Origin of the sequence: Amycolatopsis sp. PS_44_ISF1, from assembly GCF_032335455.1 — a bacterium.
In the GTDB taxonomy this organism is placed as follows: Bacteria; Actinomycetota; Actinomycetes; order Mycobacteriales; family Pseudonocardiaceae; genus Amycolatopsis.
The window spans coordinates 937,396-959,258 of record NZ_JANUXO010000002.1 but is presented as its reverse complement, the minus strand read 5'-3'; the positions used below and the strand labels follow the sequence as shown (position 1 = coordinate 959,258).

Sequence of the window (21,863 nt, the reverse complement as noted above, 5' to 3'; positions counted from 1 at the left end):
TCCGTGGTCAGCGGTGCCCGAGCAGTTCGAGTTCGGCGATCGAGGTCTTCGCCGCGCCCGGTGCGGCGGCGACGTCGAGCCGGTAGTACCGGTAGGCGCCGGTCCGGGACGGGGTGAACACGCGGGTCTGGCTGCGCCAGGCGAACTCCTGGTCCTGCCGCCGGTCGAGCGTCGTCCAGTGGGTGCCGTCCGCGGAGCCCGACAGCGTCCACGCCGCCGGATCGGTCCCGCCGGCCGGGCCCGCGGTGACCGTGTACTGCTCGACCTGGTGCGCGGCCGGGAGCGTGAAGCCCACGCTCCCGCCCGTCGCGGGTAGATCGGCCACGGTGGCGGAGGTGTTGTCCGTGACCGCAGCGACCGGCGTGGTGCCCGGCGCGGCGAAGTCCTGCTGCGCGGCGCCGCCCGCGGACGGCGGAGCGTCCTGCGGCCCGGTGCCCCACCGCGACGGCCGCGGGCCCATCAGGAAGTCGATCCGGCCGCCGTTCGCGAGGTCGTCGTGGTTCACCCAGGTGCGGCTGCTCGGGCGGCCGTCGACGAACAGGGCCTGCACGTAGACGTTGCGCGCGGAGTTGCCGAACGCGGTGATGGTGAGGGTGCGGCCGTTCTCCAGGTGCAGGGTCGCCCGGTCGTAGAGCGGCGAGCCGATCGCGAAGGTCGGCGCACCGCTTTGCAGCGGGTAGAACCCGAGGGCGTTCATCACGTAGAACGCCGACATCGAGCCGTTGTCCTCGTCGCCGGGGTAGCCCTGCCCGATGCCGCTGCCGGTGAACGACCGCGCGAGCATCGACCGCACGAGCCCGGCGGTCTTCGACGGCTGCCCGGCGTAGTCGTAGACGTAGGGCACGTGCATGGCCGGCTGGTCGTTGTAGGCCCACTGGCCGAACTGGTCGTCCCGGCCTTCGAACATCTCGTGGTAGGGCCCGCCCCAGCCGCCGCCGTACTGCGCGGTCTCCGGCGTGGCGAAGAACTGGTCGAGCTTCTTCGCCAGCCCCGCCCGGCCGCCGTAGAGCCCGGCCAGCCCGGCACCGTCCTGCGGCACGGAGAAGGCGTAGGTCCAGCCGTTGCCCTCGGTGTAGTCACCGGCGTTCCAGTCGAGCGGGTTGTAGGTCCCGGGCGCGTGCGCCCACTCGCCGGCGGTGTTCTTGGGTTGGAAGAAGCCGGTCTTCGGTTCGAAGATCTTCGCGTAGCCGGAGGAACGGTCGAGGAAGTAGTGGTAGTTGGTCAGGTACTCCTCGCGTTTGGGGTCGCCCGGCGCGGCGGTGTCGTAGAGCTTCCGCGACATCTGCGCGATGCCGTAGTCGGCGATCCAGTCCTCCAGCGACGCCGACGCGCTCGATCCCGTTTCCGACGGGGTGTAGCCGAAGAACGTCGTGTGCTGGACGTCCGGCCGGCCGGTCAGCCCGGAGGAGGGCACCATTGCGTCCTTCACCGCGGCTTCGTAGGCCGACGCGACGTCGAAGTCCGTGACCCCGCGCAGGTAGGCGTCGGCGATGGCGACGTCGGAGCTGGTGCCGCTGAAGCCCAGGTAGCCGGGCGCGGTCCACTGGCCGACCCAGCCGCCGTCGCGGTACTGCTGCACGAACCCGTCGATCATCCGCCCGGTCAGTCCCGGGTAGAGCAGCGAGTCGAGCGACCACGCGCTGCGGTAGGTGTCCCAGAACCCTTCGTTGGCGTAGGGCCGCCCGCTCTTGATCGCGGACCCCGTCGCGACCGGGGTGTTCGGCCCGGCGCTGCCGGAATACGGGCTGGCGTAACGGTAATCGGGCCGCCGCGCGTCACCGGTGTTCTCGGCCAGCTCGTTCGGGTACAGGTTGAGGCGGTAAAGGCTCGAGTAGAGCGTGGTGAGCTGGTCCTCGCTGGCGCCCTCGACGGTGATCACGCCGAGCTGCCGGTCCCAGGTCCGCTGGGCGTCGGCGCGGACCTGGTCGAAACCGCGGGCGCCGACCTCCAGCTCCAGGTTGTGCCGGGCCTGCTCGACGCTGAGGAACGACGTCGCGATCCGCATGGTCAGGGTGCGGTCGGCGCCGAGCCCGAAGCCCGCGTAGGCCGCGGGGCCGCCACCGCCGGTCAGCGAGCCGGTGGTGGTCATCGGCCGGTCGAAGGTGGCGTAGACGAACATCCGCGGGGCGCCCCAGAAACCGCTGACGTCGGAGAACCCGCTGACCACCCCGGCCGCGCGGTCGACGGTGATCCCGGAGCGGCCGTCGACGTTGTCGAAGATGAGGCTGTCGCCCCCGGCGGGGAAGCGGAAGCGGAAGACGGCGGCGTGGTCGGTCGGCGTCATCTCAGTGCTCAGGCCGTTGTCGAAGGTCACCCCGTACCGGTCCGGGCGCGCGGATTCGTGGTCGTGGGCGAAGGTGAGGGCCCGCTTCGCGCGGTCGGCGGTCGCGGGACTGTCCGAAGTGGAGGGCATGACCTGGAACGTCTGGTGGTCCCCGACCCACGGACTGGGCTCGTGACTGACCGAGAAGGCCTGCAGGGCCGGGCGTCCGGCCGGGGTGTTGTCGCGGGAGTACTGGTAGAGGGTGCCGGTGGAGGACGCGTCGGTCATCGGCGTCCAGAAGTTGAAGCCGTGCGGCAGCGAGGTGGCCGGGATGGTGGCGCCCCGGGAGTAGTCGCCGGAGGAGTTGGTGCCGCGGGTGGTCACGGCGCACTCGGTGACGTGCCGGGCGGCGCACGAACCGGCGGGGCCGTCCGCGATGACCAGGTCGTCGGCCCAGCCGGCGAAGTGGGCGCGATCGCCCGGCCCGGCCCAGGTGAGCTGGACCCGGGCGACGGTCTTGCCGGCCGCGAAGGCGCCGAGGTCGGCGGTGACCTGGTTCCACTGCCCGGCGTGCAGGGTCTTCGCCGCCCCCTGGGCCTGCGCGGTGAGCCGGACGCCGTTCTGATCGGTGACGGGCAGCCCGCTGAGCCGGGAGCCGTCGGTGAACTGGAGGTCCACGGCCGCGTAGGTGCTGGGGAAGGTGGTGTCGTTCCCGGTGAACTCGGGGAAGAGGACGTACGACAGCCGCGTGGTGCGTCCCACCGGCACGCGGACGTCGTAGAGCCGATCGGTGACGGTCCCGCGGGCGCCGGTCTGCCAGCCCTCGTAGTGCAGGGAGTGCGTGCCGCTGAACCCCTGGTGCGGCCGGACGGCCGGCCCGGCCGCGGGCCCGTCGCCGACCGCCGCGGTCATCCCGGGGGCGCCGCCCCGGCCGCCCAGCGCGAGCTCGGCCAGCTGGAGGTGCGCGTCGCCGTGGTTCGCGGTGACGGCGAGCCGGTAGCGCCGGTAGGCCCCGGGCTGCGCGACGGCGAACGCGCGGGTCTGGCCGCGCTGGGTGAAGTCCTGCTCGCGCCGTTCGTCGACGGTCTGCCAGCGGTTCCCGTCGGCCGAGCCCTGCAGGGTCCAGGTCTTCGGGTCGCGCGCCGGGGTGTCCCCGGCCGAGGTCAGGGTGTAGGTGACGACCGGCGTCGCGGCGCCGAGCGTCAGGGCCAGGCTGCCGTGCCCGGCGGGGACCTGCCAGCTGGTGGCGGGGTCGTGGTCGATCGCGGATCCGGGCGCGGTCCCGTCTCCGCTCACCTCGACGGGCGTGGCCGCCGCGGGCAGCGCCGCGCCCGGGACCACGTCGTGCGCCCCCGGTTCGGGAGTGCTTTCCCAGGACAGCGCCGGATCTCCGGCCTCGAACGAGGACCGGAAGGCAGGGCCGGCCGGGCCGGCCGCGCCGGCCGGGGCCGCGGCGAGCAGGCTCGCGACGATCACGACGGCCAGGGTGAGGACCGGGGTTCGGTGGGGGACAACGGCCACGGCGGGCTCCCTCGTGCGTCAGCCGGGCTGTTCGGCCCGCTGGCTTGACAACGTTGGCATCTCGGCGCCCAGTGTCGGCGCCGGTTGTCAGCGTTGTCAACGCGCTGAACAGGACAGAATCCCGGTCAACCGCCCGGTCCCGAATCCCGGACCGAGCGGATCAGCGCAGGAGGGTGCCGCGGCCTTCCCCCGAGCCGCGGGGGACGAGCGTGGTCGGCAGGACCACGCGCCGCGGCCGCGACCGGTCGCCGTCCAGCCGCGCGAACAGCAGCCGCGCGGCCTGTCCGCCCAACTCCCGGACGTCCTGGGCGACCACCGTCACGCCCAGGACCTCGGCCAGCTCGGAGTCGTCGAAGGCGACGAGCGCCGTCTCCGGCGCCCGGGACGCCGCGATGGCCCGGGCCACGCCGCCGATGATCCCGGGGTTGTCGGCGAAGATCGCGGTCGGGGCGGGGCGGCCGGCGAGCAGTCCGGTGGTCACCCGCAACGCCGCCGCCGAGTCGATCGCGTCGGTGTGGACGGCGTGCGGCTCGAGCCCGGCCCCGCCCAGCGCGGCGCGGAAGCCCCGCAGGCGTTCGGCCGCGGTGTGGACCGCGGGGGAGTGCCCCACGTAGGCGACGGCCGTGTGCCCCTGCCCGAGCAGGTGCCCCACCGCCTGCGCGGCTCCGGCCGCGTGCCCGGTGAGGACGCAGTCCACCGGCAGCCGGCGCGGGGGCCGGTCGGCGAACACGATCCGGGTCCCGACGTCGAGGTAGGGGCGCAGGTGCTCGTGGGCGCGGTCGGCCGAGACGACCACGAGCCCGTCGAGCCGGCGTTCGACGAAGGAGGCCAGCAACGCCCGTTCCCGCGCGGGATCCTCCCCCGAGCCGGCCACCAGCGTGGTGAACGACCGGCCGGTGCTGACTTCCTCCACGGCGCTGACCATCGCCGCGTAGAACGGATCGGCGAGGTCCGCGGCGAGCACGCCGATCCCGCCGCCGATCCGGTCGGTGCGGCGCAGGCCCACCGCGTACCCGTTGGGCCGGAACCCGAGACGGCGGATCTCGGCTTGGACCCGGCCCCGGACGTCGTCGCTGATGAAGGGGTAGTTGTGCACGACCCGGGAGACGGTCTTCACGCTGACCGACGCCGCGCTCGCGACGTCACGCATCGTCGGCCGCCCCGTGGGCGCGGGGCCCCGGCGGCCGGTCTCCTTCGCCGCGTCGGCCATGGCCGGACGGTACCGCAGCGGGACCGATCAGGACTCTTCATCCCCGGCTGGTGATTCTCGGCTGTGCCCCTCGTCCCGCACGAGTGCGCTGAGGCGGCCGTGGGCGGCGACGAGGTCCGAGCGGGCGGCGTCGTCGCGGAGCTCGACGGCGTGCCGCTGGGCCTGGTCCAGGAGATCGAGGACGTGCGGGGCGTGGTCGAGCAGGTGGGGACGCGCCGAGCCGGTCGTGTGCGCGAGCACGCTCATCATGGTGGCCACTTCGGCCGAGCCCGCGGCGCACGTCATCGTGACCGCGGCGATCTTCACCTGGGTCATCAACGTGCGCAGCGCTTGGTCCGACATGCATGCTCCCCGCTCGGTGGAGGGAAGACGGCCGGCAGCGAACCACCGTCGGCCGTTTCCCGTCCGGCCCCGACCGATATCACCTGGGCCGTTTCCTCGTGCCACCGAAACGCCGGGGCGAAGCCGTTCTTACGCGATCGCCGTGCATTTCCCCCGCCCGGGTGGTTTGCCCGTGGTTTGGAGCTATTCGAGGCCGGAACGCGAATTCGTCGTTTCCGGTGCATCCGGCCACGCGATCCGGCCGTCCGGCCGGGCGGGGAATGGTTTTCCGTCCGGGCCCGGCCGTTCGGGGGCCCGGTGGCCCAGCCGGGACAGGTCGAGCGGTGCTCCGCGCCGGCCGCCGAAGTGCTCGACCCAGGACCGGTCCATCCGGTGGGGACGGTTGCCCTGGAGGGCCAGGTACGGCGCGAACAGGGGGCCGGAGCGGCGATCGAGCCACGCCGGGGGGTCCGGCAGCCGGTGCACCCGGCGCAGGGGCCGGTCCAGCAGCAGCAGGAGCGCGGGATCGGCGAACCGGCCCAGCGGACCGGGAAACCACCGGGTCCGCCAGTCCCCGAACAGCGCGGCCACCACCGCGCACCCGCCCTCGGTGGTGGCCGAGTGGCGGCGTTCGTAGTCCAGGGTCCAGGCCCGGAACGCCTCGGCGGTGGTGGGTACCGGCAGCCCCATGTACTCGCCCACGCCGCGCCAGAAGTGGTAGTGCGCGACCTTTTCCGCGTGCGTGAACAGCCGCAGGCCGAGGTGGTCCAGGATGCGGGTGGGCTCGAAGGCCAGTGACGCCAGGGTGTAGAGCTTGTCCTCGTCGGTGATGCCGAAGCGGGAATGGATCCGCTCCATCCGCTCGATCGCGGCGCGGCCGGCCTCACCGCTGTGGCCGCTGCGGATCATCTCGCCGAAGAACAGAAGGGTGTGATCGTTGCGCCGCCGTGCGTCCACCACCAGGTCGCCGGTCCCGCGCCGGTGCACCACCCGGGAGATCGACGGGATGGACATCTGCCGGGCGAAGGCGACGGTGTAGGCGGCGTGCACGAAGAACGCGTCCGCGTAGAGGACCCCGAAGCTCAACCGGGTCACTTCCTCGTTGTCCCGCACCGGATCCAGGTCGGCGATGCGCCGGCGGATCGACCACGCCGTGCGCACCCCGCGCTCCCCGGGGCCGGTCCGGGGCATCCGGTGCGCGGCCGGTCCGGGTGCCGCTGCCGTCGTGTCTCGTCGCATGGGCCGGCCCTCCGGAGCGGGAACAGAGTAGGAACGCTGCCGTGTCAGAAGCGACTATGAATCGGGAACGGTGGTGTGTCAAGATCTCGGGGTGGCCGAGGTGGTTCGCCCCTATCGGGGAGTCGGGGCCCGGCAGCGCCAGGAGCAGCGGCGGGCCCGGCTGCTTTCGGCCTGCCGCGAAGTCGTCGGGTCCGCCGGAGTGGAGGGCGTGACCGTCGAAGCGGTCTGCGCCGAGGCCGGTCTGACCAAGCGCTACTTCTACGAGAGCTTCACCGACCGGGACCTGCTGCTGACCGCGGTCTACGACGAGATGGCCGGTGGTCTCCGCGAAGCACTCGTCGCCGCGGCGGCGACCGCGCCCGCGGACACCGCCGCACGGGTCGAGGCCGGTGCGGCCGCGCTCACCGACACCCTCACCGCCGATCGTCACGCGGCCCGGGTGTTCGCCGAGGCGGCGCGCAACCCGGCGCTCGCACGGCGGCAGACCGCCGCGTACGACGAGTTCGCGCGGGTGGTCGACCACCACCTCCTCGGCCAGGACGCCGGCCGCCCGGCCGGGCACGTCGCCGCGGTGCTGGTCGTGGCCGGCGCCACCGAGGTGCTCGGCCGCTGGCTGCGCGGCGATCTGGGCCTGACCCGCGACGAACTGGTGCCCATTCTCGCGAAGCAGGTCCTCGCTTTGCGGCGAAGCTCCTAGTCCGCGCCGGAGGCCGGCCGCGGCGAAGCGGTCCGATGACGGGCCTCGCCGGCCGGACGCGCCGATGGGTCCCAACCCGCAGGGCGTCGGCTCCGAAGGACTTCATGCGGACCGGGAGACCCGGTGCGCCCGGGCGGCGGCCCCGGACCGGCGAGAGAGCAGGCGGCGATGACCAGCGACGATCCGATCGACCCGGCTTCGCCGCACCGGCGGGTTCTGGCGCGGTGCTCGCTGGTCCCGCCGGACGGCCCGGACGGTCTGCGGCAGGCTCGGGCCTGGATGCGCCGGACCGTGCACCGCCTGGTGCCCGGGGCCGGTCTGAGCTGGATCTGCGACGTGGTGATGGTGCTCGACGAGCTGGTCTCCAACGCCCTGCTGCACGGCCGCGGCTGCCGCGGGGTGCTGGTCACCCTGGACGACTGGTGCCTCGTGGTGCAGGTCACCGACGCCACCACCACCCCGGCCCGGCTGCTCGACACCGCGACGCGCGCGGTCAGCGGACTGCGGCTGATCGAGCGGGCCTCCACCCGCTGGGGCCAGAGCGCCACCGCGGGGGGCAAGACCGTGTGGGCCGAGGTGCCGCGCCCCCGAACGGCCGTTCCGGTGGCCCGCCCGATTTAGTCAGCCAAGACTTGCAAGTTGAGGCTGCGTATATCTAGAGTGGCGGGCATGCCCCCGAAGCCCCCGCCGGACGCCGCCGCCGTTTCCCGTGAGTTGCGCAGCCTGGTCGGCCGGCTGCGGCGCCGGCTGCGGGAGTTGCACGGGCCGGAGGACCTGGCCCCGGGGTTGCTGTCGGTGCTGCTGCGCCTGGAGCAGGACGGCCCGGCCACGGCGTCGGTACTGGCCGCCGCGGAGAAGGTGCGGACGCAGTCGATGGCGGCCAAGCTCGCCGAGCTGGAGCAGCGGGGGCTCATCGTGCGCCGCCCGCACCCTTCGGACGGGCGGCAGCGGGTCGTCGACCTGACCGCGCCGGGCCGGGCCCGGGTCGAAGGTGATCGTTTCGCGCGGCGCGAGTGGCTGGCGCAGGCGCTGCAGGACCGCTACAGCGAGGCCGAACGCGCCCGCCTGATGGCAGCGTTCGCCTTGCTGGAGCGTCTCTTCGAGGACTGAATCCCGGAATTCTGCCGTCGTACGGGAAAGGCCAGGGGGAAAGGAGGCGGGATCGGTGAACTCCGCTGCCACGGCACCGGAAGCGCGGTCCGGGGAGGCGCGTTTCGACCGTCGCCTGTACGCGCCGCTGGTGCTCGGTTCGGTGCTCAACCCGATCACCTCGACGATGATCGCGGTGACGCTGGCCCCGATCGGCCGCTCCTTCGGGGTCGGGCCCGCGGACACGGCCTGGCTGGTCTCCGGGCTGTACCTGGCCACGGCGATCGGGCAGCCCGTGGTGGGCCGGCTGGTCGACGCCTTCGGTGCCCGCCGGGTCTTCCTGATCGCGACCTCGGTCGCGGGACTGGCCGGGCTCGCGGGTGCGTTCGCGCCCGACCTCGGCCCGCTGATCGCGGTCCGGATCGGGCTGGGCCTGGCCACGTGCGCGGGCTATCCGGCCTCCATGCACCTGATCCGCCGCGAAGCCGACCGCCAGGGCCTGGGCACCCCCGCCACCGCCCTGTCGGTGCTGTCGCTGGCCGGGCAGGCCACCGTCGTGCTCGGCCCCACCATCGGCGGTCTCCTGGTCGGCCTCGGCGGCTGGCGGGCGGTGTTCGCCGTCAGCGTTCCCCTGGCGCTGGCCGCCCTGGTCCTGGGCGCGCTGATCCTGCCCCGGGAGCACCCCGTCCGCTCCGGACCGCTGAACCTGGACGTGGCGGGCATGGCGGCCTTCGCCGCCACGATCGTGACCCTGCTGCTGTTCTTCGTCCGGCCCGCCCCCGGCCGGGTCTTCCTGCTGGTCATCGCCGCCGTCGCCGCCGTCGCGTTCGTCCTGCGGGAGGTGCGGGCCGATGATCCGTTCATCGACCTGCGGCTGCTGCGGGCCACCCCGGCCCTGTCGCTGGTCTACGCCCGCGCGCTCATTTCCGGGGTGTTCCAGTACTCGTTCCTCTACGGCTTCACCCAGTGGCTCCAGGACGGCGCGCACCTGTCCGCCTCGCACGCCGGGCTGCTGCTCCTGCCGATGTCGATCCTGGCCCTGGTCCTCACCCTGGTCACCGGCCGCTCCCCGCGGATCCGCGGGAAGCTCGTGCTCGGCGGCCTGACCCAGCTCCTGGCCGCCGGACTGATGCTGCTGTGCACCCCCGCCGGCCCGGTCTGGCTGTTCCTCGCGGTCTCCCTGGCCGCCGGGGTCCCCAACGGGCTGATCAGCCTGGCGAACCAGAACGCCCTGTACCGGGTCGCGCCCGCCGGCCGCACCGCCAGCTCGGCCGGTCTGCTGCGGACCTTCCTCTACGTCGGCGCGATCGTCTCCTCCACCACCAACGGAGCCCTCCTCGGCGCCGGTGCCACCGGCCCGCACGACACCGGCCTGCACGACATCGCCGTGCTCCTGCTGGTTCTGGCCGGGGTGTTCGCCGCCCTCACCCTGCTCGACCGCACCCTGCGCACCGGCACGAAGGAAACCCGACCGGCATGAGCATCACCACCCTCGACGCCCGCACCACCCTGATCGTCGTCGACCTCCAGCGGCTGGTCATGGGCATCGGCACCCGGCCCCACACCGCCGCCGACGTCCTCGGCCGCACCGTCGCCCTCGCCGGGGCCTTCCGCGCCCGCGAACTGCCGGTCATCCTGGTGCGCACCACCGGCCGGCCACCGGGCCGCTGCGAGCACCCGCACCCGCGCACCACCCCGCCCGAAGGCGGGGACACCCTGGACCCGGCCCTGACCGAGGGCCGTCACCACGTGGTCACCAAGCAGTCCTGGGACGCCTTCGCCGGCACCGGGTTGCAGGCCCTCCTGCGCGAACTCGCCGTCACCCAGGTCGTGGTCACCGGGATCGCCACCACCATGGGCGTGGAATCCACCGCCCGCACCGCCCACGCCCACGGCTACCACGTCACCCTCGTCACCGACGCCATGGCCGACCGGGACCCGGCGCACCACCACCACAGCCTCACCCACGTCTTCCCCCACCTCGGCGAAACCGGCTCCACGGCCCAGCTCCTCGCCCGGCTCGGCTGAGCCACCCGGGCCCACCCCGCCGGAAATTCCTGCCACGAAAGGGAAAACGACTTTCAGGCGTCGGCCCCGGAGCGCGCCGAGCGAGTGCGGGTGCGGCGGAACAGCGCTGCTTCGAGCGCGCGGGCAACCTCGCGGCGGGTGTCGCGGGCGAAGGTGGTGGCGACGTCGCCGGGACGGTTGCGTGGATCGCGCAGGGCCGCAGCCGTCCACCGCAAGGCGTTGCGGGCGTTGAACACCTCGGCGGGCCGGTCGACGCGCGCGAAGATCCGGGACAGTTCGGTCGCGCCGGAGCCGTCGGGCTTGCGCTGCAACCACCGGTAGGCCGCCTGCTCGATCGGGGAGACCGGGTCGGCGCGGCCGAGGAGGTTGGCCCACTGGTACATCGGCAGGCACTGGGCGTCGCGATCGTCCTCCCACCGGGCCAGGGCGGCGTCGAGGCCGGCGGGCCGGTCCAGGTGGGCGGCGACGGCTTCGCCGAGCAGCCGGCCGAAGCGCAGCGCGTCGCGGATGCCCTGCGCGGTCACCGGGTCCTTGAAGTGCCCGGCGTCCCCGGCCAGGGCCCAGCCGGGACCGTGGGAGTGCCGGAAGTAGGACGGGTGCTCGTAGGAGGCGCGCAGGCGCGAGACCCGGGTGCCGCCGTCCAGCCGCTGCCGCACTTGAGCGAACCGGTCGAGGGTCGCCTCGAACTGCCCTTCCGGATCGGCGCGGAAGGCGGCGGCCCGGGCGGCCGGTGGCATCAGCAGCACCAACGCCTGACCGCCATCGCAGGGGAAGACCGAGACCAGGTCGTCCTCCCGGCGCGATTGCACGGCGAGGTGCCGGGCCTCGGGTCGGGGGTCGGCGTAGTAGGCCCACACCATCGCGCGCTGGTTGTCCCGGTGGTGGTGCCGCCGGGCGCCGACCAGCTTGGCCACCGTCGATCGGCGTCCGTCCGCGCCGATCACCAGGGCCGCGTGCAGCTCGCCCTCGGTCCCGTCCCGGCCTCGGTGGCGCACGCCGTGCACCCGCCCGGCCCGGTCGCGCAGCAGGCCGGTGACGCGGACCCGCTCCCGCACCTCGGCGCCGGCCGCTCGCGCGGTCTCGACCAGGGCGAGGTCCAAGCCGGGGCGCCGCACGCAGCTTCCGGCCGCGATGCCCTCGTAGTCGCACATCCGCCCGGCGATCTCGGTGTCCGGCGTCCCGATGACCCCGTGGGTGTGCAGGGGCGGATCGAGCCGCAGCACGCGCTCACGGGCCCCCAGCCGCTCCAGCTCGGCCCAGTGGTGCGGGAAGAACAGGTGGGTCGAGAGCGTGTCGGACGGGAACGCCGCCGAGTCGAGCGCGATGACCTTCCGGCCCCGCCGGGCGAGGGTGATGGCGGCGGCCGATCCGGCACACCGGCTGCCGACCACGACGACGTCTGCGCTTTCGGTCATCGCTTCAGCGTGCCCCGCCGCGGAGTGTTTTACAAGTCCGTTCATTTTGTTCCGGGGCGGGGGGTAGGCTGCGGTGGTGCCGGTCGACACCAGCGACACCACCGCCGCCGCGCGCGGGGAGCGCCGCCGGGCTCGCACCCGCGAATCGCTGCTGGACGCGGCCGAGTCCGCGTTGCTCCGGCACGGTTACGACGCCGCGCGGGTCGACGACATCGCCGCCGAGGCCGGGGTGTCGGTCGGCTCGATCTACGTGCACTTCGGCGGAAAGCGCGGCTTGCACGCCGCGGTCGTCGAGCGCGTGCTCGAGCTGTTCGCGGCTTATGCCCGCCGCGCCGAGGATCCCGAGCTGACGCCGCTGCAAAGGGTGCTCGCCGGGGGCGAGGCCTATCTGCGTTTCCACCTCGAGCACCCGGGCGCCTTCCAGTTCCTCGCCCGCCACGACGATCCGGGCTGGGACGACGAGACCGAGGCGCGCATCCGCGACCGGGTCGGCCGGCTGCTGGACGGCTTCGCCGGCACCATCGAGGAAGCGGTGGCGTGCGGTGAAGCACGCCCCGTCGACGCGAGGCGGCTGACGCACTTCCTCTGGGGTTCGTGGAACGGCGTGATCGCGCTGCGCCGGCAGCCGGAGGGAATCCGGTTGTCCGAGCGGGAAATCGCCGAAACCCTCGAACTCGGCCGGTGGCTGCTGCGCGAGGCGCTGGCCGCGCCCGGCCTGCGCGACGAAAACGGTGAGGTCGGCGATCGGGTACCGCTGCCCCCGCCAGCCCCGCCAGCCCCGCCCGGCTGACCGCGCTGGTAGGAACGGCGGGGCCCGGCCCGGGGCTCCACGGCAGTGCGCGGCGACCAGGCCGCCGGGGCTCACCCGCGCGACGATGCGAGCGCCTGGTCCACGGCCGAATCGACCAGCCGGGCCAGGCGTCGCCCGGACAGCCGCCGCGGTTCGGTGATCGCCCCCAGGGCCAGCCCGTCCAGGGTCGCGAGCAGCAGCGCCGAGTTCGCTCGATCACCCGCTCCGGCGGCGGTCCGGCCCGACGCCCGGGCCAGCAGATCGGCGACGTGCGCTTCCAGCAGCCCGCCGGTCTTGCGGTGCTCGGCGGCGAGGTCCTCCTCGACCGCCGCCCGGGCCGTGAACGCCAGCCAGACCCGGACCTCCTCGGTGCCGGCCTCGGTGAGCGGAACGATCTTGCGGGCGGTCTTGCGCACCGCCACCTCCGGCGGCAGGTCCCGGTGGTAGGCGCGGACGGTGGTGGTGACCCGCGCGGTCACCTCGGCCATGGCGGCCCGGAGCATCGCCTGCTTCGTGGGGAAGTAGTACTGGACGGTGCCGGCGCTGACCCCGGCCCGCGTGGCCACCTGGCGGACGCTGACCGCTTCGAAACCCAGTTCGGCGACCAGGCCGACCACGGCGCCCACCAGCCGTTCGCGCGCTTCGGCGGCATCGGATGCTCGAACCATGGCCTCATCATACGTCTGTATGAGACAGTGGGTGGGTGAGACCGCGAACTCTTCGGGTAATTTTCGTCCTGGTGGGCCTGCTGGCCACCGCTGCCTGCGCTCCGGACCCCGCGAAACCGGGGGAGCCCGTGGCCCGGAACGTCCTGGTGCACGTCGAGGACGTGGCCACCCCCGCCGGTCTGCCGGCCGGTAGCCGGGTTCACCGGGTGACCTACCGGTCGGCGAACGCCGGGGGAGCCGCGATCGAGGTGACCGGGCTCGTCCTGCGGCCCGCCCGGCCGGACCCGGGCAAGCCCCTGCTCGCCTGGGCGCACGGGACCACCGGGCTCGACGACCGGTGTGCCCCGTCCACCGATCCCGGACTGGCCGGATACACGCCGCTGCTCCGCGGCTTCCTCGAAGCCGGGTACCCGATCGCCGCCACGGATTACGAAGGACTCGGCACGCCCGGCGACCACCCCTACCTCGTCCCCGGCTCCGAGGCCCGGTCGGTGCTCGACTCGGTCCGGGCCGCCCGGGCGCTGGACCCCGCCCTGGGCCCGGACTGGGTCGCCGTCGGCCATTCCCAGGGCGGCCAAGCCGCGCTGGCCGCCGCCGAGCTCGATCCCGAAGCACCGCGGGAGACCAGGCTGCTCGGCGCGGTGGCTTACGCCCCGGCGCCGAACATGACCGGCGAAGTCGCGCAACTGGGCCAGGCCGCCGCCCCGGCCGAGCAGGCGCTGTACACCATGATGCTGATCGGACTGCGGACCCAGCACCCCGAGCTGGACTACTCCGATTTCCTCACGCCCCGCGCCCGCGAACTGGTGAGCGCGGCCCGCACCGAGTGCATCGACGACCTCATCGAACGCTTCCGCTCGGCCGGGCTCGCGGGTTCCGACTTCGTCCCGCGCGACCCCGCCTCCGCGGACCGGCTGCGCCGGTGGTTCGCCGCCAACGAGCTCGGCCACCGGCCGATCCGGGTGCCGGTGCTCGTCGCCCAGGGCGACGCCGATCCGGTCGTCCGACCGGAACTCACCAACATGACCGTGGCGGCTCTGCGCTCCCACGGCGGCACGGTCGAATTGCGCAGCTACCCCGGCGCCGACCACGGGAAGGTGCTCACCGCTTCGCGCGACGAGGTCTCACGGTTCCTCGGTGGGCTTCGCTGACGCGCCGGTGAGGGTGGAAACGGCGGGTCCCCGGCGAGGTCTGCGGCCGGGGGCCCGCCGCTGCTCAGGCGCCGGGCGGACGGCGATGGGGTTCGGCGGGCGGGTAGGTGGCGACCGGCGGGGCGTCGGCCGGGTACCCCGCCATGGCGCCGGGCTTGGGGCCACGGCGCACGAGACCGGCCAAGCCGACCAGACCCAGGAGGCCGAGCAGACCCCACAGCCCGTTGTCCCCGTTGCCGTCCCTGCTGTTGCCGCCGTTCGTGCCGTCGCCCTGGTCCTGGGCCACCGGGATGACAGGGGAAGGTGCGGCCTGGGCGGAACCGGCCGCGGCCAGCGGGATGACAGCGGCGGCGAAGAGGGCACCCACGGTTCGACGAATTCCTTGCTTCACTTCGTGTTCTCCTTCCGGGACTTCAACGGGGTCCAGCGAGGACGCCGCTGGGCCAGCCGGGTGGCCGAAGCGCTCAGGCTCCGGACGGTCTCCCGCGCCCGGCGAATCGGGTTCGGCGGGGTGGGTTCGCCTGGTCCGGCGGCGCTTCGAGGGGCTGCTTCGCGGACTTCCGTGTCGACGGAAGGCATCGGGGCGAGGTCGTCCAGACCGGACCGAGACTCCGGGACGTCGTGGTCGGCGGCGACCGGCGCGCGCTCAGTGACCTCGGTGACCGGTGCGGCCGACCGCATTCGTGGGGTCGAGGCGGGATGCCGGACGACCGCTGGTGGCGCGGCCACCGGCGCGGCCAGGGCGGGGGCCGCTTCGGGCGGCGCTGCGGCCGGTCCGGTGGGCACCGGCTCGTCGTGGTCGCTGCGGCGGGCCCGGGGCACGGCGACGAGATCCGCTTGCTGCCAGCCTTCGCCGTCGTTGTGCAGCATTTCCGGGGTGATCCGGGGCAGCATGAGCGGGGTGTGCGCCGCGTCGGCGTTGGGACGCGCGGGTTCGCGCGCTTCGGGGTAACGGGCCAGCGGGTCACCCAGCACTCGCGCTTCCGGACGGCGGAGCCGTGACAGACCGAGGACGCCGATGAGGCCCAAGAGGCCGGCCAATCCCCACCACGCTGTCATGGCGACCTTCTTTCCTCGTCCCGGGCTCGTGGGCACTGGATAACCGGTGCCGTGGCGGGTAACCGCGATGGCACCCGCGTGAGTGACGCACCGAAGTGGAGTGGCCGCAGCGCTGCGCCGGAACCGCGGCTTCCGGAACGGGTGAACGGGTGCGGGCCGCGATTGCCCCCGCACCCACGGGGTAGCCGGGGAACACTCGAAGCGGAAGAGGAGCGGGCTATGACCACATCACGGGCCTTGGTGACCGGCGCATCGCAGGGGGTCGGGCTGGAGGTGGCCCGCCAACTCGCCAAGCGTGGTTACGACGTGGTGCTGACCGCGGAGGACGACGCCCTGGAATCCGCGGCCGCCCGGACGCGCGCTTATGGCACCCGGGTCAAGTCCGTGCGGCTCGACCTGCGCCGCGAGGAGGGCGTGGAGGAGCTTCTCCATCGCGTGCCCGAAGATCTGGTCGATGTGCTGGTGGGTACCGCCACCGCCTTCGACGCGACCCCGGCGGGGGCGGGCGGGCCCGCTGCGGTGGACCCGGGCGTCCGCTCGGCGGTGCGGCTGGCCGAGCGGGTGTTGCTGTCGATGCTGGCCCGCGGTTCGGGGAAGGTCCTGTTCGCCCTGCCGGTCGCGGAAGCCGTGCCGGAATCCCGCCGGGGCGACCACCGGGCCACGGAAGCCTTCCTCCTCGCTTCGGCCGACCGTCTGCGCGCGGCGGCCGGGGAACAGGGTGTGTCGGTGACGGTGGTGCGACCGGAGCCGCAGGACACCGCGCTGGCCGTCGCGAGGCGCGGTTGCGAAGCGCTGGTCCGGGGAGAGGCCGAGGTCCTACCGGGGTGACCGGGCCGGCCGGGAGGTCCGGATCCGCTCGCGCGGAAGCATCACGGCGCGGCGTTCAGTAGGCGAGGGCTTGGCTGGTGAGGTCTGGGGCGAGGGTGGTTTCCGAGCGGGGGTAGGTGATGGTGGTGGGGTCGCCGTCGGAGGTGTAGAGGTGGCTTCCGGGTTGGGCGAGGAGGTCGAGCCAGTGGGTGGAGCCGTATTGGGATTCTTTGCCGGTGGTTTGGGAGCGGATGCGGGGGATGGATTGGGGGGTGAAGCGGGTGGAGTAGGGGGAGGGTGCGGGGCCGGCGCCGACGAGGAGGGCTCCGGTGTAGGTGTAGGTGCTGCCGTGGAGGGTGAGGTTTTCCTGGTGGGGGTGGGCGCCGTAGGGGAGGGCGAGGGTGGTGGGTTGGTAGCCGGGGATGGCGTGGCGGATGAGGGTGTCGCCGTCGCTGATGGCGGTGTCGGCGGCGGCAGGGGTGACGGTGCGGAGGTTGGTGTGGGTTTTGGTGTGGTTGCCGATTTCGAATCCGTGGTGGTGGAGCCAGGCGAGTGCGGGTCCGCCGTCGGGTTCGCCGTAGGGGTGCTGGTTGACGTAGAGGCTGGCGGTGGGGGTGAAGCCGGGGTGGGTGGCGGCGGTGTCGAGGAGGATGCGGATGGCGGTGCCGGGGGCAGGGTCGCCGTGGGGGGTGAGGGTGAAGATGGAGGGGTCGCCGTCGTCGAAGGTGAGGACGACGGGGTGGGTGCCGGGGGGGAGGTCGAGGTGGCGGGTGGTGAGGGCGGCGGTGGTGGTGGGGATGTAGTGCTCGTTGGCGAGGCGGGTGAGTTCTGCGGTGAAGTCGGCGGGGGTGCGTTCGTAGACGGAGGTGGGGTGGGGGGTGAGGCGGTGGTACATGAGGATGGGGATGTGGCCGAGTTCGTTGGCGTGGAGGGCGCGGGCGGTGTCGGCGGTGATGCGGGCACGGGTGGTGGTGGGGTGTGGGGGTGTGGTGCCGGGGCTCGCAGCGGTGGAACTCGCCGGAGTCGCCGGGCCGGGACGCGCCGGGGGCGCTGCCGGAGTGCTGCAAGCCGTTGCGGTGAAAGCGATCGCGGCCGCGAGGGCGAGGCGGGAGGGTAGGCGCATGGCGGTGATCCTGGGGCCGGGTTGGACGGGGCGACGCCGGAATGCGCCACTTCGCGTGAACAGTCTGCCGTGGACGGTGGCGGGAAAACCGGAGTTCGCCCTGGCCGGACGGCCGCCTGCCCACGATACGGTGATCGTCGCAGATCGCGTTTGCCGGTGATCTTCCGGGGTAACTCCGGGCCAGATCCCCGGAATCGCCCCCTGGCAGCGAGGCGGGGCGCAGTTCAGGAGGAGCCTCGGTGCGAGAAATCCAGACCCTGACCCGTCGTGTGGCGTTGCTCGTCGCGTTGGTCGGGTTGTCCGTGAGTGCGTGCGGGGTGTCGGCGGGGGAGACGCCGGTGGCCGCGCCCGTACGCCCGGCGCCGCGGCCGGTGGTCACCGCCCCGCCGAGCCCGCCGCCGAGCCCGCCGCCGAGCCCGCTGGCCACCAGCCTGCTGGTCGGGTTCTCCGGCGCCCCGGGCACCCAGGCCCTCGGGGAGATGACCGGCGACCTGGACGCGGCCGGGCAGAAGCTACGCCGGCAGATCGCGGACTTCCCCCACGACCGGGCCGTCACCCCCGTCGTGGAACTGATCGCCACCACCGCCCACCGCGAACCGGGCGCGGACGGGATGTACCGCAGCCGCGCCTCGGACACCACCATCCGCGCCTACCTCGCCCAGGCCCGGGCCCTGCACGGGCTGCTGCTGCTCAACATCCAGCCCGGCCGGGCCGACTTCCTGCCCGAGGTCCAGGCCTACCGGCAGTGGCTGACCCAGCCCGACGTCGGCGTCGCGCTGGACCCCGAATGGGCCGTGGACCCCGGAGTCGTACCCGGCCGCACATTCGGCCACACCACCGGCGCCGAACTCGACACGGTCGCCACCTACCTCGGCGACCTCGCCCAGCACGCCCACCTCCCGGACAAAGTCATGGTCTACCACCAGGTCGCGGCCACCGTCGTCCGGGACGAAACCGGCCTCACCCCCCACCCCGGGGTCTCGGCCGTGAAAGTCGTCGACGGCATCGGCAGCCCCGCCGCCAAAACCGCCACCTGGAAAACCCTGATGACCACCAAACCACCCGCCGTGCTCCCCGGCTTCAAACTGTTCTTCCACGAAGACACCCGCCACTCCGCCCCCCTCATGACCCCCACCCAAGTCCTCGACCTCACCCCCCACCCGGCCTACATCCTCTACGAATAAACCACCGCCCCACGCCGGACCACCCGGGCGGTCGAGGCTCGGGTGGGTCCGGCTCGTGGTGCCCGGGCGTGTGATGGCGGCCCAGGTGAACCCCCGGATCCGTCCCACGGAAGGGGCACTCCGGCTCCGCCGGGCCCGCCCAGGTGTTACCAAGGTCGTTCACGACCGCACTCCGGGACCGCCGTGCTGCGGGCGGAGCAGGTGGCTGCCGCAGCGCGGATCCGGAGCCGTTCCGCGGCTCCGGACCCGGAGCCGCCTCCGCGGCTTCACCGACAGAAAAGGGAAACCAGTCCGGTGTCCAAACGTCTCGCCACCCTCGCCACGATCCTCGCCACGACGGGCCTGCTCGCGGCCCCGCCCGCCCTGGCCGACACCAGCACGATCACCATCGACGCTTCGGGTCCGCTGACCGTCGCCTCGGCCAAGGTCTCCGGTACCTACCGGTGCGACCGGCCGGTGACCCCGCAGACGGTCTTCGTGAGCACCAGCCTCGGGCAGAACGGCATCTCCCGGACGATCGGCCACGGGACGTTCGCGAACTGCGACGGGCAGCCGCACAGCTACACCGCCTCCGGGACCTTCACCGAGCCACCTTTCGTCAGCGGTCCGGTGAAGGCGACGTCGCTGCTGATGTCGCTGGCCGCCACGGGCCTGCCCCTGCCGAATTTCCTCGCCACGGCCACCCGGGACCTTTCCTGGCAGCAGTGAGGGCCGCCTCGCCGCACCACCGCCTGGCCACCACCTGAGCGACCCGATCAGGTGGTAGTCCGGCCGGGTCCGCTTCGACGGGTCCGCTGCGGGTATGCGCAGGAGGACGACGAGGAGATCAGTATGTCCAATGAGCAATACACCACCTTCCTGCTGATCGGGGTCCTGGCGGTGCTGGTCGACGGGCAGATCCTGTACCGCGGTGGCCGGCGGTACCTCAGCGGGGCCAGGGGCGACTCCGAGGCCGACGGCTCCATGGGGCGCATGGTCGCCGTGGTGTTCCACCTGGTCTGCCTGGGCCTGCTGGCGCTGCTGTCCGTGGTGAACCTCGGGGGCAGCGGCACCGCCGCCGTGGTCGCCAAGATCGGGCTCTTCCTGCTGCTGATGGCCGTGGCGCACGCGATCACCCTGTCGGTGCTGGGCCGCCAGCGGGAGAGCACCGCGCTCGAGTCCCGCATCGGCCGCCAGCGGCCCGCTCCCGTGGACGAACGCCTGCAGCAGCCGGGGCCGGGCGTCCGCGTGTCGCCGGTGCAGCCGGACGGCTCGTACCCCGGCGCGCCGGTCGACCCCGTTCCGGGACAGCCGGGCGTGGCCCCGCAGGTGAGCCCCGATCTGGAACAGCGCGGCCCGTACACCACCTGAGACGGCGGTGGCGGGGGCCGCTCGCGCACCGGGTGGCCATTCCAGGGCGGGGGTGGCTTGCCCGGCCGGGTAGCCCGGTGGTGTGGCGGAGGTCCGGCCGCGCGCGGGAGATCCTCTGCGGCGCGATGGTCTCGGGTGTGGTGGTTCAGGGTGAGGGCGGGGACCAGACCAGCCGCGGGTCGGTCTGGATGAAGCTGCCGAGCAGCTCGTCCACCTGGGTGAGGGTGTCGTAGCCGAGCACGGTCCCGCCGGCTTTCGCGTTCTCCCGGATCTGGTCCGGGGTCCGTGCTCCAGTGACCGTGGCCGAGACGCTCGGGTTCTGCAGGGTCCAGGCCAGCGCCAGCTGCGCCATGGTGACGCCCGCTCCATCCGCGACCCCGCGCAGCAGGCCGACGCGTTCGAGCAGGTCCGGCCGCAGCACCGGGGCGACCGGACCCGGCCGTTCGGCGCGGGAGCCGGGCGGGACGGCGGCGCCGGCGTACTTGCCGGTGAGGACTCCCTGGGCGAGCGGGATCGAGGCGAACTGCCCGAGGCCGATCCGGTCGCAGGTGGGCAGCACCTGCGCCTCGGGCACCCGCCAGAGCATCGAGTAGTGCGGCTGGTTCGAGACGAGCGGCACGTCGAACCGCGTGGCTTCGGTGTGCGCGTCGAGCAACTGGGTGGCGGTCCACTCCGCGGTGCCGGTGTAGCGGATCTTGCCCTGGCGCACCAGGTCGGACAGGGCCAGGAAGGTTTCGGCCAGCGGGGTGCGGTGGTCGTAGCGCATGAGCTGGTACACGTCGATGTGGTCGGTGCGCAGCCGCCGCAGCGACGATTCCACCGAGGCGTAGAGGTGCTTGCGGCTCAGGCCGGCGTCGTTGGGGCCGGGGCCGTCGGGCCAGAACACGCCGGTGCACAGGACCAGGTCGTCGCGGCGGAGACCGGAGAAGGCCCGGCCGTAGGCTTCCTCGGCCGCGCCGCCGCCCCAGGCCGCGGCGGTGTGGAAGGTCGTGATCCCGGCGTCGAGCGCGGCCGTGACGCAGCCGGGCTCCTGGTGGGTCAGCCAGTTGCCGTAGGCGATCTCGCTCACCGCGAGACCGCTGGCCCCGAGCCTGCGGTACTCCATGGTTCAGCCCTTCCGGTTCGCCGCGTGCGCGATCCACGCGTCGGGTGCGGCCGCCTTGCGGGCGAAGTCGTGACGCACCGATTCGTGCGGCAGGATCAGGAACTCGTCCGCGGCCAGGCCCCGGACCACGGCGGCGGCGATCTCCTCGGGCTCCAGCAGCGGGGCGGCCCCGGCGATGGCCAGCGCGGTCGGGTGCCGGGCGGCGATCCCCGGTTCGAGCATCGCGGTCCGGACCCCGAGCGGGCACAGGGCGCTGACCCGGATCCCGCGCGTCCGGTAGGTGGTGGCGAGCCACTCGGCCAGCCCGATCACCGCGTGCTTGGTGACGGTGTAGGGCGCGTCCCCGGGTGCGCCGACCAGCCCGGCGCCGGACGCGGTGATCAGCAGGTGGCCGTCACCGCGGGCGAGCATCTCCGGGAGCACGGCCTGCGCCGCGTGCACGTGCTGCATCACGTTGACCGCCCAGGACTGCTCCCACTGCGTGTCGGCCGCGTGGACGCCGGTGCCGAAGGCCACGCCGGCGTTGGCGCAGAACAGGTCCACCGGGCCGAACGCCTCCCGGGCCAGGTCGACGACCATTCGTATGTCCTTTTTGGACGCCGCGTTCGCGGTGACCGCGATCGCCCGGCCACCGCGCCCGGTGATCTCCTCCGCCACCCGCCGCGCGCCCTCGCCGTCGAGATCGGACACCACGATCCCGGCGGTCCGCTCCAGGGCGAACCGGCGCGCCATGGCGGCCCCGATCCCGTGCGCGGCCCCGGTCAGGGCGACCACCCGTCCGGTCAGTTCCATAAGGTCCTCCACTGTTTTCCCGGCCATTGTCACGCCGGTGACCAAAACCTT

At 73.4% G+C, this 21,863-nt stretch carries 22 protein-coding genes; 11 read left to right on the top strand and 11 right to left on the bottom strand.

The features are described from left to right. Positions 1-7: 7 nt before the first annotated feature. From NYF13_RS19110 to NYF13_RS19095, 4 genes are all read right to left on the bottom strand, one after another. On the bottom strand, positions 8-3,784 hold the full coding sequence (locus NYF13_RS19110; RefSeq protein WP_315658526.1) for a GH92 family glycosyl hydrolase: 3,777 nt from the start codon (positions 3,782-3,784) through the stop codon (positions 8-10). Positions 3,785-3,944: 160 nt separating this feature from the next. Further along, entirely contained in the window at positions 3,945-4,994 is a 1,050-nt protein-coding gene (locus tag NYF13_RS19105) for a LacI family DNA-binding transcriptional regulator (RefSeq protein WP_315658525.1), read from the bottom strand. Positions 4,995-5,021: 27 nt separating this feature from the next. After that, positions 5,022-5,336 (bottom strand): hypothetical protein, encoded by a 315-nt coding sequence (locus tag NYF13_RS19100; RefSeq protein WP_315658524.1) that lies wholly within the window; start codon positions 5,334-5,336, stop codon positions 5,022-5,024. A gap of 183 nt (positions 5,337-5,519) precedes the next feature. Further along, a complete protein-coding gene (locus tag NYF13_RS19095) occupies positions 5,520-6,554 on the bottom strand; it encodes an oxygenase MpaB family protein (RefSeq protein WP_315658523.1) in 1,035 nt (344 codons plus the stop codon). Positions 6,555-6,645: 91 nt separating this feature from the next. Between NYF13_RS19095 and NYF13_RS19090 the strand changes: the two genes are divergently transcribed. The 5 genes from NYF13_RS19090 to NYF13_RS19070 all read left to right on the top strand — a co-directional run bounded on the left by NYF13_RS19090 (position 6,646) and on the right by NYF13_RS19070 (position 10,368). Beyond that, on the top strand, positions 6,646-7,251 hold the full coding sequence (locus NYF13_RS19090; RefSeq protein WP_315658521.1) for a TetR family transcriptional regulator: 606 nt from the start codon (positions 6,646-6,648) through the stop codon (positions 7,249-7,251). A gap of 168 nt (positions 7,252-7,419) precedes the next feature. Then, positions 7,420-7,872, top strand: a complete 453-nt coding sequence (locus NYF13_RS19085) for an ATP-binding protein (protein ID WP_315658520.1) — start codon at positions 7,420-7,422, stop codon at positions 7,870-7,872. Between the two features lie 48 nt (positions 7,873-7,920). Continuing rightward, entirely contained in the window at positions 7,921-8,361 is a 441-nt protein-coding gene (locus tag NYF13_RS19080; RefSeq protein WP_315658518.1) for a MarR family transcriptional regulator, read from the top strand. Positions 8,362-8,416: 55 nt separating this feature from the next. After that, positions 8,417-9,820 (top strand): MFS transporter, encoded by a 1,404-nt coding sequence (locus NYF13_RS19075; protein ID WP_315658516.1) that lies wholly within the window; start codon positions 8,417-8,419, stop codon positions 9,818-9,820. Beyond that, complete coding sequence (locus NYF13_RS19070) at positions 9,817-10,368, top strand: isochorismatase family cysteine hydrolase (RefSeq protein ID WP_315658515.1); 552 nt, start codon at positions 9,817-9,819, stop codon at positions 10,366-10,368. The genes NYF13_RS19075 and NYF13_RS19070 overlap by 4 nt, the downstream gene beginning before the upstream one ends. A 53-nt stretch (positions 10,369-10,421) precedes the next feature. Here the strand turns inward: NYF13_RS19070 and NYF13_RS19065 are convergent, their stop codons facing one another. Beyond that, positions 10,422-11,783 carry an NAD(P)/FAD-dependent oxidoreductase gene (locus NYF13_RS19065; RefSeq protein WP_315658514.1) on the bottom strand — a complete coding sequence of 454 codons (1,362 nt, stop codon included), beginning with the start codon at positions 11,781-11,783 and terminating at the stop codon, positions 10,422-10,424. A gap of 76 nt (positions 11,784-11,859) precedes the next feature. Here NYF13_RS19065 and NYF13_RS19060 point away from each other — a divergent pair, with 76 nt between their 5' ends. Beyond that, entirely contained in the window at positions 11,860-12,573 is a 714-nt protein-coding gene (locus tag NYF13_RS19060; RefSeq protein WP_315658513.1) for a TetR/AcrR family transcriptional regulator, read from the top strand. A gap of 71 nt (positions 12,574-12,644) precedes the next feature. Here NYF13_RS19060 and NYF13_RS19055 read toward each other — a convergent pair whose 3' ends face one another. Next, complete coding sequence (locus NYF13_RS19055) at positions 12,645-13,241, bottom strand: TetR family transcriptional regulator C-terminal domain-containing protein (RefSeq protein ID WP_315658512.1); 597 nt, start codon at positions 13,239-13,241, stop codon at positions 12,645-12,647. A gap of 128 nt (positions 13,242-13,369) precedes the next feature. Between NYF13_RS19055 and NYF13_RS19050 the strand changes: the two genes are divergently transcribed. Next, the gene (locus NYF13_RS19050; protein WP_315658510.1) at positions 13,370-14,392 is read left to right on the top strand and encodes a lipase family protein; all 1,023 of its coding nucleotides are present in this window, start codon (positions 13,370-13,372) and stop codon (positions 14,390-14,392) included. Positions 14,393-14,456: 64 nt separating this feature from the next. On the opposite strand, the gene NYF13_RS19045 is transcribed toward NYF13_RS19050, so the two are convergent. Beyond that, complete coding sequence (locus tag NYF13_RS19045; RefSeq protein ID WP_315658508.1) at positions 14,457-14,759, bottom strand: WGxxGxxG family protein; 303 nt, start codon at positions 14,757-14,759, stop codon at positions 14,457-14,459. Positions 14,760-14,779: 20 nt separating this feature from the next. After that, positions 14,780-15,451, bottom strand: a complete 672-nt coding sequence (locus NYF13_RS19040) for a hypothetical protein (RefSeq protein WP_315658507.1) — start codon at positions 15,449-15,451, stop codon at positions 14,780-14,782. 219 nt (positions 15,452-15,670) lie between these two features. Here NYF13_RS19040 and NYF13_RS19035 point away from each other — a divergent pair, with 219 nt between their 5' ends. Continuing rightward, complete coding sequence (locus tag NYF13_RS19035; protein ID WP_315658506.1) at positions 15,671-16,279, top strand: SDR family NAD(P)-dependent oxidoreductase; 609 nt, start codon at positions 15,671-15,673, stop codon at positions 16,277-16,279. A gap of 55 nt (positions 16,280-16,334) precedes the next feature. Here the strand turns inward: NYF13_RS19035 and NYF13_RS19030 are convergent, their stop codons facing one another. After that, positions 16,335-17,381: a polysaccharide deacetylase family protein gene (locus tag NYF13_RS19030; protein WP_315658505.1), complete on the bottom strand. Its 1,047-nt coding sequence runs from the start codon at positions 17,379-17,381 to the stop codon at positions 16,335-16,337. A gap of 239 nt (positions 17,382-17,620) precedes the next feature. On the opposite strand from NYF13_RS19030, the gene NYF13_RS19025 reads away from it, so the two are divergent. The 3 genes from NYF13_RS19025 to NYF13_RS19015 all read left to right on the top strand — a co-directional run bounded on the left by NYF13_RS19025 (position 17,621) and on the right by NYF13_RS19015 (position 19,915). After that, positions 17,621-18,565: a hypothetical protein gene (locus tag NYF13_RS19025; RefSeq protein ID WP_315658504.1), complete on the top strand. Its 945-nt coding sequence runs from the start codon at positions 17,621-17,623 to the stop codon at positions 18,563-18,565. A gap of 294 nt (positions 18,566-18,859) precedes the next feature. Continuing rightward, positions 18,860-19,273, top strand: a complete 414-nt coding sequence (locus NYF13_RS19020; RefSeq protein ID WP_315658502.1) for a DUF6299 family protein — start codon at positions 18,860-18,862, stop codon at positions 19,271-19,273. A 123-nt stretch (positions 19,274-19,396) separates the two neighbouring features. After that, positions 19,397-19,915, top strand: a complete 519-nt coding sequence (locus tag NYF13_RS19015) for a hypothetical protein (protein ID WP_315658501.1) — start codon at positions 19,397-19,399, stop codon at positions 19,913-19,915. Between the two features lie 145 nt (positions 19,916-20,060). On the opposite strand, the gene NYF13_RS19010 is transcribed toward NYF13_RS19015, so the two are convergent. After that, positions 20,061-21,020, bottom strand: coding sequence for an aldo/keto reductase (locus NYF13_RS19010; protein WP_315658499.1), 960 nt, complete (start codon positions 21,018-21,020; stop codon positions 20,061-20,063). A 3-nt stretch (positions 21,021-21,023) separates the two neighbouring features. After that, complete coding sequence (locus NYF13_RS19005) at positions 21,024-21,812, bottom strand: SDR family NAD(P)-dependent oxidoreductase (RefSeq protein ID WP_315658498.1); 789 nt, start codon at positions 21,810-21,812, stop codon at positions 21,024-21,026. Positions 21,813-21,863: the final 51 nt, after the last annotated feature.